Origin of the sequence: Streptomyces sp. RG80, from assembly GCF_040446465.1 — a bacterium.
Lineage (GTDB): Bacteria > Actinomycetota > Actinomycetes > Streptomycetales > Streptomycetaceae > Streptomyces.
In genome coordinates, this window is record NZ_JBEAAJ010000003.1 from 632,250 (window position 1) to 643,895 (window position 11,646).

Sequence of the window (11,646 nt, forward strand, 5' to 3'; positions counted from 1 at the left end):
CCCACCGTGGGGACATGATCCTCGTGACCGGTGCCACGGGCACCATCGGAAGTGAAGTCGTACGACAGCTCGCGGCGGGCGGCGAGAAGGTCCGCGCCCTGACCCGCGACCCGGCCAGGGCCCAGCTGCCGTCAGGGGTGGAGGTGGTGCGCGGGGACTACCTCGACCCCGGATCCCTGGAGGCCGCGATGCCGGGAGTGACGGCCGCGTTCCTGCTGGGGGCGCCCGGTCCGGGCGCCGCGCACGACGAGCCGCTGGTGGCGGCGGCACGGGCGGCGGGAGTGCCCCGGCTGGTGAAGCTCTCCGCGATCGCGACCGGCGATCCCGGCGTCGGCCCGTCCGGCGAGTGGCACGTGCCCGGTGAGCGGGCGGTACGGGAGAGCGGCGCCGAGTGGACGATCCTGCGGCCCTCGACCTTCGCCTCGAACACGCTGAGCTGGGCGCCCGCCGTCGAGCGGGGCGAGCCGGTGCCGAACATGACCGGTGACGGACTGTCGGGGGTGATCGACCCGCGGGACGTGTCCGAGGTCGCGGCGCGGGTCCTCGTCGCCGGCGGGCACGGGGGACGGACGTACACCCTGACCGGGCCGGAGGCGATCGACGTCCCCGGTCAGGCCGCCGTGCTCGCCGCCGTCCTCGGCCGGCCCGTCGGCACCCGGGATCTGTCGCCGGACGAGACCCGGGAGCACCTGCTGACGGTGTGGGGCTTCGACGAGGCACAGGCGGCGGGCGTCCTGGCCGGTACCGCCTTCGTGCGCGGGGGCGGCAACGCGGTCGTCACCGAGGACGTGCCGCGAGTGCTGGGACGACCGGCCCGGACGTACCGGCAGTGGGCCGAGGACCACAGGGCCGCCTTCGCGGGGGAGTGACGCACGACGGCGGCGACGGCGGCGGCGGGGCCGGAACCCCGCCGCCGTACCGTCCCGCTGCCTGCGTGCCGGCCCTGTCCGCCTGCCGGCCCTGTCCGCCTGCCTCCGTCCGCCGCTGCCTACTTCCGCCCGGGCCGCAGTACCACCGCGGCCAGCGTCAGCGCGGCGACCGCGATGCCCGTCCCCACCGTGAACGCCAGCCGGTAGCCCTCGGCCGTCGCGCCGACCAGTCCCGCGCCGTCCGCCAGCAGTCCCTCGGTGCGGCTCGCCGCCAGCACCGACAGCACCGCGAGTCCCAGCGAACCACCCACCACCTGTGTGGTGTTGAACAGTCCCGACGCCAGCCCCGCGTCCTCCTCCCGGGCCCCCGACATGGCCAGCCCGGTCAGCGCGGGCATCGCGGCCGCGAACCCGGCGCCGAGCAGCAGCAGCGACGGGAGTACGTCGGTGACGTACGAGCCGTCGACGGGCGCCCGGCTCAGCAGGGCCATGCCGGCGACGATGAGGACGAGCCCGGCGAGCAGCACTCGGTACGCCCCGAACCGGCCCATGGTCCGCGCGGACAGGCCGAGCATCAGCGCCCCGATGACGACCGGCGCCGGCAGGAAGGCGACGCCGGTGAGCAACTCGCCGTAGCCCAGGACGCGTTGGATGTAGAGCGCGCCGATGAACTGGAAGCCGTACATCGTGGCGATCATCAGGACCTGGACGGCGTTGGCGCCGCTCAGCATCCGGGAGCGGAACAACCGCAGCCGCAGCAGCGGACGGGCGATCCGGCCCTGGCGGACGGTGAACGCCCCGAACAGCGCGAGGGCGAGCGCGGCGAGCAGGAGGGTCGCGGTCAGGCCGCGGTCGCCGGCGCCGACGATGACGTACACCGCGAGCATCAGGGCGCCGGTGACCAGCGCGGCGCCCGGGTAGTCGGCGCCCTTGCCGAGTCCCTCACCGCGGTCCGGGGTGAGGACACGGGTCGCCGCCAGCCAGGAGACGATGCCGATGGGGAGGTTGATGAGGAAGATCCAGTGCCAGTTCAGCGCCTGGGTGAGGGCCCCGCCCAGGAACGTGCCGAGGGACGCGCCGCCGGCGCCGACCGCGCTGAACACCGCGATCGCGCGGGCCTGTTCACGCGGCTCGGGGAACAACGACACCAGCATGCCGAGCACCACGGCGGAGGTCATCGCCCCGCCGACGCCCTGGAGCGCACGGGCCGCGATCAGCGTGCCCTGGCTCGTCGCCACCCCGCACAGCACGGAGGCCGCGGTGAACACGGCGAGCCCCGCCGTGAACATCCGCTTGCGGCCCACGAGATCACCGAGCCGGCCGACGAGCAGCAGCAGCCCGCCGAAGGCGATGAGGTAGGCGTTGACGACCCAGGCCAGACCCGAGGCCGAGAAGCCGAGGTCGCTCTGGATCGCCGGCATGGCGACCGTGACGATGGTGCCGTCCAGGATCGTCATCAGCGTCCCCGCGCACAGGACGACAAGGGACGCCCAGCGGGAGTACGTTCGCTTGGTTCGGTGCGGTGTCCGGGTCGGGGACTCGACGATGGCCGTCATGGCGGCGGTGCCTCCGGGTTCTCCATAGGTGCACGACTTGTAACGGGGTTCATCGTGCGTGACCATGGGGGTCGGCATAAGGAGGCAGTTCGATGTCCCAGAGGAACACCGGTGTTACCTCGCAGGTCGTGAACGCGCACGCGTGCCCGGTCCGCGAAGTTCTTGACAGGGTGGCCGGCAAATGGAGCGTCCAGATCCTGGTGGCCGCCGCCCACGGACCCATCCGCTTCACCGAGTTGGAGCGCAGCATCGAGGGGATCAGCCGCCGCATGCTGACCCTGACCCTGCGCAACCTGGAGCGCGACGGACTCGTCATCCGCACCGTCCACCCGATGGTCCCGCCGAAGGTCGAGTACGAACTCACCCCGCAGGCCCGCGAGTTGCACGAGACCCTGCAACGCCTGACCGACTGGGCCGAGCGCAACAGGGTCTACATCGCCGAGGCGCGGGCCACCTACGACACCGAGCACCAGCCGGAGCTGGTCGACGCGTAGGACGCGCGCCTCAGAGCCCGAACAGGGCCGGATCGGCGGCCAGTTCCTTGAAGCGCTCGCGTGGGTCCGGGACCAGTCGCCGCTCCGTGAGGTCCAGCAGTCCGCCGACGGCCGAGATCTCCGCCGCCACCGTGCCGTCCGCCTTGCGGATCGTCTGCTCGATCCGGAACGTCTTGCCCTCGCCCCAGGCGAAGGCGCACGTCACCTCCACCTCGTCGCCCGCCAGCAGTTCCCGTCGGTAGCGGATGGTCGTCTCCAGTGCCACCGGGCCGACCCCGCTGCCGATGAGGCCGGCCTGGGTTATCCCGGCGGCCCGCAGCAGTGACCAGCGGGCGTGCTCCGCGTAGTTGAGGTACACGCTCTGGTTGAGGTGCCCCTGCACGTCCGTCTCGTACCCGCGGACGGTCACCGGAACGGAAAACGGCTCGCTCACGTCAATCCCCTCTCGTGCCACGGCAGTTGATGGGCAAGATCCTGACACGTGTGCCTTACACGCGGCGCGGCGAGGCCAGCAGGTACCGGGCTCTGGTCCGTGGCTCGGTGTACTCGCCGACCTGCCAGCCGGCCTGCTCGAGGGTGGCGGCGCAGGCCGACAGCGCGGCGGTGTCCGGCTCCCGCACGGCGACCGCCTCGGGCTGCGGGGTTGCGCGCACCCGGTACCCCTCGGTCTCCTCGCCGGTCGCCGGACGGTGCCCGGCCGCCTCCAGCGCGAGCGCGGCGGCCTGCACCAGATGGGTGCGCTCCCAGCCGCACGGACGGTCCGTGGCGCCGTCCGGATTGGTCATCCGGCGCAGCTCCAGGAGCCCCGTCCAGGCACTGTGCACCTCACGCACCCGGGCCGGACCGGCGGCCGGCGGCTCCTCCTCCCCGCCGATCCGCGCGGTGAACACCCCGGCGCCGGCGGCCGCCGTGGGTTCGGGTGCGGGAGCCTCCGGTTCGGTCTCCCGTATCCGGTGCCCGGCCGGTGTCAGGAAGTGGTCGTGCGGCGGCCGGGGGTGCCGGAAGGCGAGCCCGTGTCTGATGAGCGACGCGAGCTGGGCCTCCGTGCCCCGGATCCGGCCCGTGACGGGGTCGGCGGCGTCGATGACACGCCGCTGCGCAGCGGTGGGTGGTCTGGTCACGGCGTGCTCCTTCCCTGGCGGCTGGGGCACTCGCCCCACCTGCTGGAAGGCTACGACCCGGGTCTGACATTCCACCCGGCGATCACGGGCCGCCCGTGCTCCGTCCCCAGTCGGCACAGCGTCCCCGTCGCCAGCTGGAACAGCGCCCCCCGGTACGCCGGCAGCCCGAGCCGCCGTGCCGTGAGCACGCGCAGGAAGTGCCCGTGGGCGACCAGCAGCACCACGCCCTCCGTGTTGGCGAGGGCCGCGTCCACCTTGGCCAGCACCCGGTCGGCCCGCTCGCCGACCTGCTCCGGCGTCTCCCCGGGGTGGTCCGGCGGCCCCGGCGCGACCCCGTCCGTGAACAGGAACCAGCCCGGCCGGGTGCGCTGGATCTCCACGGTGGTGATCCCCTCGTAGCCGCCGTAGTCCCACTCCCGCAGATCCACGTCGACCCGCGCGTCCGGCACCCCGATGAGCTCGGCGGTCTCCCGGGCCCGCTGGAGCGGGCTGACGAAGGCGGCGCCGATGCGGTGCGAGCGGATCAGCGGCACCAGGCCGCGCGCCTCGTCGCGCCCGTGCTCGGTCAGCGGCACGTCCGTCGATCCGGTGTGCCGCCCGGACCGCGACCACTCGGTCTCGCCGTGCCGGACGAGAAACAGATCACCCACGCCGACCTCCTGCCGTGCCTGCCTTCCGGCACCGTGTCACGCGGCGCGCGCCGCCCGCACGACGGACTCGGCCAGACGGCCGTTCTCGGGGGACGCGCCCTCCCCGGAGGGGAACGCGAAACGGCGCCGGGTGTAGGCGTACGCCACCCCGCTCGCCGCGTCCGCGAAGCCGAGCGAGCCCGTCGCGCCGCTGTGTCCGATCGCGTCCCGGCCGAGGAACGGGTACAGCCGGGTCAGACACTCGAAGCCGAGCCCGAAGTGGTCCGACTGCCCGGTCACCAGGTCCGTCCCCGGCGTCCGCCGGGCCCCGAACATGGCGACCGTCTCCCGGGTGAGCAGCGGCGGCCGCCCGTCCACCGCGCCGATCGCGGCGGCGTACATCCGGGCCACCCCGCGCGCGTTGCCCACCCCGCCCGACGAGGCGGGCCCGAGCGCGCGCACGATGCGGCTGTTGCCGAAGGCCACCAGATCGGTCGGCCGGGGCGCGTTCATGTTGAAGGAGACACCCCGGACACTGTCGGGCTCCGGCATCCGCTCGATCAGCGCCTCCAGCTGCTCCTCCGTCGGCTCCAGCGGCAGCACCTCCCGCCACCGCGCCTGAAGTTCCTCGGGCAGCCCGAGGTGGAAGTCGATCCCGTACGGCGCCCGGATCCGCTCCTCGTACAGCTCCTGGATCGACCGCCCGGTGACCCGGCGTACGACCTCACCGGTGAGCGCGCCGATGACGAACCCGTGATAGCCGTACGCCGAGCCCGGTTCCCACAGCGGCTTCTGCCCGGCCAGCCGCGCCGCGCTCAGCCGGTCGTCGGCCAGCTCCTCGGTACTGAACCCGCCGTCCACGCCGACCACGCCCGAGCGGTGCTCCAACAGCTCCCGCAGGGTGAGGCGTTCCTTGCCCTCGGCCGCGAATTCAGGCCAGTAGGCGGCCACTTCGCGGTCCAGGTCGAGGGTCCCCTCCTGCACGAGCAGCGCGACGACCAGGTGCGCGGCGCCCTTGGTGATGGAGTACAGGCTGGTCAGCGACGAGCCGCTGACGCCCTCCCCGGACCAGAGGTCGACCACCTGCCGCCCGTCCACATAGGCCGCGAGCTGGGCGGCCGGGTCGTGCCTCTCCCCGGCGACGAAGGCGGCGAACTCCTCCCGCACACCCTCGAATCCGTCGGCCACGGTGCCCTGCACCTCGTACGGCATCCCGCTTCCCCCAGTCGTCGATCGCGTACGGAGTCGGTCAACGGGAAGCGGGGGCCGGGCATTCCTCGCGGGCGAGGGGAGCTACTGCCGGTAGCCGCTCAGGAACCGGCCGATGCGGCCGATCGCCGCCTCCAGGTCATCGGCGTAGGGGAGCGTCAGGATGCGGAAGTGGTCGGGGGTCGGCCAGTTGAAGCCGGTGCCCTGGACGACCTGGATCTTCTCGCGGAGCAGCAGGTCCAGGACGAACTTCTCGTCGTCGTGGATCTTGTACACCTTGGGGTCGAGTCGCGGGAAGGCGTAGAGGGAGCCCTTGGGCTTCACGCACGACACCCCGGGGATCTCGTTGAGCTTCTCCCAGGCCACGTTGCGCTGTTCGTGCAGGCGGCCCCCCGGCATCGTGAGTTCGCGGATGGACTGGCGGCCGCCGAGCGCGGCCTGGATGGCGTACTGGGCGGGGGCGTTGGCGCACAGCCGCATGGAGGCCAGCATGGTCAGGCCCTCCAGGTAGTCCCTGGCGTGCTGCTTGGGGCCGGTGACGACCAGCCAGCCCGAGCGGAAGCCGGCCACGCGGTACGTCTTGGACAGGCCGCAGAACGTCATCACGACCAGATCCGGGGCGAGGGCCGCGGCCGAGTGGTGCACGGCGTCGTCGTACAGGATCTGGTCGTAGATCTCGTCGGCGAAGACCATCAGGCCGTGCCGGCGGGCGAGGTCGAGGATGCCCTCGACGATCTCCTTCGGGTAGACGGCGCCGGTGGGGTTGTTCGGGTTGATGATGACGACCGCCTTGGTGCGGTCGGTGATCTTCGACTCCATGTCGGCCAGGTCCGGGTTCCAGTCGGCCTGTTCGTCACAGATGTAGTGAACGGCCTTGCCTCCGGCGAGAGTTGTCACCGCCGTCCACAAAGGGAAGTCCGGGGCGGGGATGAGGACTTCGTCGCCGTCCTCGATCAGCGCCTGTACGGCCATCGAGATCAGCTCGGAGACGCCGTTGCCGAGGAAGACGTCGTCGACGTCGACCTCCAGGCCCAGGGTCTGGTAGCGCTGGGCGACCGCGCGGCGGGCGGAGAGGACGCCCTTGGAGTCCGTGTAGCCGTGCGCCTGGGGGAGCATCCGGATCATGTCCTGGACGATCTCCTCCGGCGCCTCGAAACCGAAGAGTGCCGGGTTTCCGGTGTTCAGGCGCAGCACGCTGTGCCCTGCCTCCTCCAGCGCGTTGGCGTGCTCGATCACCGGTCCGCGGATCTCGTAACAGACGTCGCTGAGCTTGCTGGACTGCCGGAACTCCATGCGCTGCTGCCTCTCCGGTTTCTTGTGTTGCTTGGTTTTACCAAGTGGCAGCTTGGAAAGTCCAACGACTTGTCTAGACTGCGTCGCATGTCACCTCGCCGAAGCTACGACCAGTACTGCTCCGCCGCGCGCGCTCTCGACACCGTCGGCGACCGCTGGACCCTGCTGATCGTCCGCGAGCTGCTCGCCGGACCGCGCCGCTACTCGGACCTGCATGCGGACCTGCCGGGCGTCAGCACGGACGTGCTCGCCTCGCGGCTGAAGGACATGGAGCGGGACGGCCTCGCGACCCGGCGCAGGCTGCCGCCGCCCGGCGCGGCGAACGTCTACGAACTCACCGGACGCGGGCGGGAGTTGCTGCCGGTGCTCCAGGCGCTGGGCAGGTGGGGCGAGGCCGAGCTCGGGGAGCTGCGGCCCACGGACGCGGTGCGCGCGCACTGGTTCGCGCTGCCGATGCTCCGGGCACTGGCGGGGCTGGAGGGTGCGGGGCTCGTCGAAGTCCGGCTGGAGGAAGGGTCGTTCCATCTGCACATCGGTGCCGAGGACGGGTCCGTCTACGGTGACGGGCCGGCGGCCGGGGAGCCCGACGCGCGGCTCACCCTCGACACCGCGACCTGTACGGCGATCAGCCGCGGCGAGCTGAGCGTGGCCGATGCGGTGTGGGACGGCCGTATCGAGGTGACCGGCGACGGGGCGCCGGCGAAGGCCCTGCGGGAGGCGGCCGACGAGCGCCTCGTGTGAGGGACGGGAGAGGCCCGCTGCCTTTGGGCGGCGGGCCTCTTGACGAGTCGTCAGGCCGATGCGCGTCAGACCGTCGGCGGCACCCGTGACGGCCGGCCCGAGCCGCGCGTCAGCGTGTAGCCGCCGACGCCCGCGAGCGCGGCCAGCAGACCGCCCACCGCGGTCCACACCCAGCGGTCGGACCACCAGCCCGAGGCCCAGCCGTCCTCGGGCTCGATCGCGGACAGCACCGCCGAAGACTGCGAACTCTCCTCGTCGGACTCCGACGTGACCGCGATGCCCGGCACCAGGGGCTCGGCCAGCGAGCCGTCCACGGCCGCCGCGCCGCCGATGTCCTTGGAGCCGACCTCCACCGAGGTCTCGACCGGCTGACCGAGGTCCGCCGCACTGAGGCCGGTGACCGTCAGCCGGATGTAGTACGTGCCCGGCAGCGGGTCGTCGGCCCACGGCTCCGACCAGGCGCGGACCGTGCGCATCACGCAGGCCAGCTCCACCGAGCCGGCGTCGGCCGCGGCGGTGCGGGTCTGCGCGCCGTACTGGCAGGCCTGGCGGCGGCGCAGTCCGTCGTACACGTCGACCTGCCAGGTCTGCGCGGTGTGCGTCTCGGGCAGCTTCACCGTCGCCGTCACGGTCGGGCGCTGTCCGGCGTCCGCGGGGAACGACCAGTACTGGTAGTCACCGGTGGAGCCGCTCGCGGTGGCCCGCTGCCCCTGCTCGATCTCGGTCGCCGTACGGAACGACGTACCGGCCGAGGTGGGCGCGGCACCGTCCGCGGAGGCGGAGGGGGACGGCGAGGAGTCGGCCGCCGCCGGGGCCACGCCCAGGCCCAGCGCCAGCAACGCCGCACTCAACACACGTGTGATCCGCATCAGTTGGTCCTCCAGACCGCGAGCCGCCAGCGCGACAGCCAGCCCCAGACGAGACCGGCGAGGAAGCCGGTGAGGATCAGCACGCCGAGCAGCCACCAGCCGCGGCCGAGGCCGAAGGAGGCCACGTCGCTCGACGGCGACGGCGCGTCCACGACGTCCACGGTCAGTTCGAGCGGCAGACCGGGCGTGGTCTTCACCCCGGAGGCCGCCGAGAAGGAGTTGGTGACCTGGAGACACACGACCTCGGGGGCCGGCTTGTCGCTGTCGTCGTCGTCCCGTTCGGGCTTGGGATAGCGCAGCCCGGTGGAGATGACGTCGGTGCGTCCGTTGCCGGCCGCCTCGCCGCGCACGATCTCCCGGCCGTGCACGGTGACCGCCCGCATGAGCGTCCCGTAGTCGGGGTTCACGGCCCGGTCGGCCGCCACACTCACCGAGGCACGCAGCTCCTGCCCCGGCAGCACGTCCACCCGGTACCAGCGCTCCTGCCCGAACTCCTCGCGGTCCGTGTAGAGCCCGGACTTCAGCGTCGGCGCCTTCGCGCACTCGGCGGCGCCCTCGGTGGCCACCGGCGTCACCACCGGGTCGGCCGCCCGGTCCACCAACTGGTTGACCTTGTCGGTGAGTTCCTCGGTGTGCTCCACCGAGGTGTACGTCCCGCCCGTCGCCTCCGCGATGCAGCTCAGCTGCTGCCGCATCTTGGTGTTCGGGACCAGGCCGAGGGTGTCGATGGTCAGGCCGATGCCCTTGGCCGCGATCTCCCGGGCCACCTCGCACGGGTCCAGCGGGGCGCAGGTGTCCTCACCGTCGCTGATCAGGACGATCCGCTTGGAGCCGGAGCCCTCGGTGAAGTCGCCGGCCGCCTTCAGCAGCGCGGGACCGATCGGGGTCCAGCCGGTGGGGGAGAGGGTCGCCACCGCCGTCTTGGCCTCGGTGCGGTCCAGGGTGCTGACCGGATAGAGCTGCGCGGTGTCCTTGCAGCCCGTCTTCTGGTCGTCGCCCGGGTAGTTGGCGCCCAGCGTCCGGATGCCGAGCTGGACCTCCTCGGGCGTCGCGTCCAGCACCTCGTTGAAGGCCTGCTTTGCCGCGGCCATCCGGGTGCCGCCGTCGATGTCCCGGGTCCGCATGGAGCCGCTCACGTCGAGGACGAGGTCGACCTGGGGCGCGGTCTCGCCCGTGGGTTCACCGGCGGCCGCCCCGGCCGGGAAGGCCAACCCGGCCGTGAGGGCGGCGAGCAGGGCGCACACTCCTGCCGCCAGCCGTTTACGTGTGATCATCGGCGGATCCTATTGATCAGGAGTGCCCCGCTCCAAAACGGGTCCGCCACGACCGCTCACCGCAACGGGTTCGGCAGCTCGGCCCACTGGTCCCCAGGCGTCCCCGGCGACAGCCTCATCAACGTCAACGCCTTGGCGGGCAACGGGTTCTCCACCAGCGCCACGAGATCCGCAGTGCGCGGCAGATCCCGTACGGCGGTCTCCAGCGCCGTGCCCAGCACCGCGCCCGAACCGGCCGTACCCGCGAGCGCCCCCGCCACCAGCGCGCCGAACAGCTTGCGCCGCAGGGCCGTTTCGTCGTCGGTGACGATCCGGCCCGTCAACTCCGGTACCGGCAGGCCGTGTCGGGCGAGCCTGTGCGGGCTGACCCGGATGTCGGCGAGATCCCGGTAGACCAGCCGCAGCGGGGCGCCCTGCGGGGACAGCACCACCAGGAGGTTCTGGCCGTGCGCCTCCAGGGCCACGCCCAGCTCCAGCAGCCGCAGCCCGACGGTGAGCGCGAGCCGGGTGAAGTCCGCGAGCCAGGCGGGGTCCCCGGGCAGTTCGGTGGTGGCGAGCGCGGCCACCGGAACCACGTGCTCGCCGCTCCCGGCGTACCTCCGCGGCGACTCGCGCAGCACGGCGGCCAGATCGGGGGAGTGGGCCGTCGCCGCGCCCAGGGTGCGGGTGAAGTGCAGCAGACCGTCCGTGTGCGCCTCGAGCGACTCGGCGAACGCCGACAGGGTCGCCGACATGCCGATCGAGTACACCGAGATGTCCCGCACCGACGACGTCAGCCGGGCGCTGAGCGCGGTCTTCACATGCGGCCCGCCGTCGGGCAGGGCGAGGGTGCGCAGGGACATCAGCGGATGCGCGGCCGGCCCCGCGTCGCCCGTCCGCTTCAGCACGTGCGCCGCCTGCCACGGGTGCACCGGGATCAACAGCCGTTCCCCGTCCCGCATCCCCTCCGGCCACACACCCGTCACCAGGCACTCGTCCGCCCGCACCGGCATCAGGCCCAGCTCGACGAGCGGCCGGTGCTCGGGCCCGTACGCCAGCTGCTCGGCCACCGAGAAGCCCGGCCGGGAGCGGCAGTTGGGGTGGAACGGATGCCCGTCCACGACCCGCTGCTCCCACTCCCAGTCCGTCCCCGGCCACTCGTTCGTGGGCTTTTGCTGCCCGGCCCTGGACAGCGCCGACGAGGCGACACTGTGCCCGAGTTCGGCGGCCGCGTCCGCGCCGTGCGGTACCCCGAGGTCGGTCATCAGCCGTGCCGGATCGTCGTACGGCGTCTCGTCGAGCCGTACGACGCTGACGTACGCGGTCGTCGCGTACGGGTCGGCCGCCGGCCCGTGCAGTCGGCGGCCGTCCCGGAGCCGCAGCACGAGAGCGTCCCGCGCCGTCTCGTGGCCGGTGACCCAGGGCAGCGGCTCATGAGCCAGCGCCCGCCACAGCCGGGTCAGTACGGCCGCCCGGGCGCCCGGCAGCTCGGCCGTGTACCGCGACGCGAGGTCGGGGCGTACGGCGGCCAGCTCCTCGGCGACCTCGGCCTCGGCGGTGGGGGAACGGTGCACGGAAGGACTCCTCGGGTGCGAGTAGGGCGTCGAGCCGG

The 11,646-nt window shown here is 72.7% G+C and carries 12 protein-coding genes; 3 read left to right on the forward strand and 9 right to left on the reverse strand.

Annotated features, from left to right (window positions below; all coding sequences use genetic code 11):
* Positions 1-14: 14 nt before the first annotated feature.
* A complete protein-coding gene (locus ABKA17_RS12905; protein ID WP_353692125.1) occupies positions 15-869 on the forward strand; it encodes an SDR family oxidoreductase in 855 nt (284 codons plus the stop codon).
* A 119-nt stretch (positions 870-988) separates the two neighbouring features.
* On the opposite strand, the gene ABKA17_RS12910 is transcribed toward ABKA17_RS12905, so the two are convergent.
* Positions 989-2,425, reverse strand: coding sequence for an MFS transporter (locus ABKA17_RS12910; protein ID WP_353692126.1), 1,437 nt, complete (start codon positions 2,423-2,425; stop codon positions 989-991).
* A 92-nt stretch (positions 2,426-2,517) separates the two neighbouring features.
* Between ABKA17_RS12910 and ABKA17_RS12915 the strand changes: the two genes are divergently transcribed.
* Complete coding sequence (locus tag ABKA17_RS12915; protein WP_353692127.1) at positions 2,518-2,919, forward strand: winged helix-turn-helix transcriptional regulator; 402 nt, start codon at positions 2,518-2,520, stop codon at positions 2,917-2,919.
* Between the two features lie 10 nt (positions 2,920-2,929).
* On the opposite strand, the gene ABKA17_RS12920 is transcribed toward ABKA17_RS12915, so the two are convergent.
* The 5 genes from ABKA17_RS12920 to ABKA17_RS12940 all read right to left on the reverse strand — a co-directional run bounded on the left by ABKA17_RS12920 (position 2,930) and on the right by ABKA17_RS12940 (position 7,171).
* The gene (locus ABKA17_RS12920; protein ID WP_353692128.1) at positions 2,930-3,352 is read right to left on the reverse strand and encodes an acyl-CoA thioesterase; all 423 of its coding nucleotides are present in this window, start codon (positions 3,350-3,352) and stop codon (positions 2,930-2,932) included.
* Between the two features lie 55 nt (positions 3,353-3,407).
* Positions 3,408-4,040, reverse strand: a complete 633-nt coding sequence (locus ABKA17_RS12925; protein WP_353692129.1) for a hypothetical protein — start codon at positions 4,038-4,040, stop codon at positions 3,408-3,410.
* 50 nt (positions 4,041-4,090) lie between these two features.
* Positions 4,091-4,690 (reverse strand): histidine phosphatase family protein, encoded by a 600-nt coding sequence (locus tag ABKA17_RS12930; protein WP_353692130.1) that lies wholly within the window; start codon positions 4,688-4,690, stop codon positions 4,091-4,093.
* 36 nt (positions 4,691-4,726) lie between these two features.
* Positions 4,727-5,881: a serine hydrolase domain-containing protein gene (locus ABKA17_RS12935; protein ID WP_353692131.1), complete on the reverse strand. Its 1,155-nt coding sequence runs from the start codon at positions 5,879-5,881 to the stop codon at positions 4,727-4,729.
* 81 nt (positions 5,882-5,962) lie between these two features.
* Positions 5,963-7,171 (reverse strand): pyridoxal phosphate-dependent aminotransferase, encoded by a 1,209-nt coding sequence (locus tag ABKA17_RS12940; protein ID WP_353692132.1) that lies wholly within the window; start codon positions 7,169-7,171, stop codon positions 5,963-5,965.
* Between the two features lie 87 nt (positions 7,172-7,258).
* On the opposite strand from ABKA17_RS12940, the gene ABKA17_RS12945 reads away from it, so the two are divergent.
* A complete protein-coding gene (locus ABKA17_RS12945; RefSeq protein WP_353692133.1) occupies positions 7,259-7,912 on the forward strand; it encodes a winged helix-turn-helix transcriptional regulator in 654 nt (217 codons plus the stop codon).
* 65 nt (positions 7,913-7,977) lie between these two features.
* On the opposite strand, the gene ABKA17_RS12950 is transcribed toward ABKA17_RS12945, so the two are convergent.
* Genes ABKA17_RS12950 through ABKA17_RS12960 form a run of 3 tightly spaced genes read right to left on the reverse strand, consistent with a single transcriptional unit; the run spans position 7,978 to position 11,608 of the window.
* Entirely contained in the window at positions 7,978-8,781 is an 804-nt protein-coding gene (locus tag ABKA17_RS12950) for a hypothetical protein (protein WP_353692134.1), read from the reverse strand.
* Complete coding sequence (locus ABKA17_RS12955) at positions 8,781-10,055, reverse strand: VWA domain-containing protein (RefSeq protein ID WP_353692135.1); 1,275 nt, start codon at positions 10,053-10,055, stop codon at positions 8,781-8,783. The genes ABKA17_RS12950 and ABKA17_RS12955 overlap by 1 nt, the downstream gene beginning before the upstream one ends.
* A 56-nt stretch (positions 10,056-10,111) precedes the next feature.
* On the reverse strand, positions 10,112-11,608 hold the full coding sequence (locus ABKA17_RS12960) for an IucA/IucC family protein (RefSeq protein WP_353692136.1): 1,497 nt from the start codon (positions 11,606-11,608) through the stop codon (positions 10,112-10,114).
* Between the last annotated feature and the right edge of the window lie 38 nt (positions 11,609-11,646).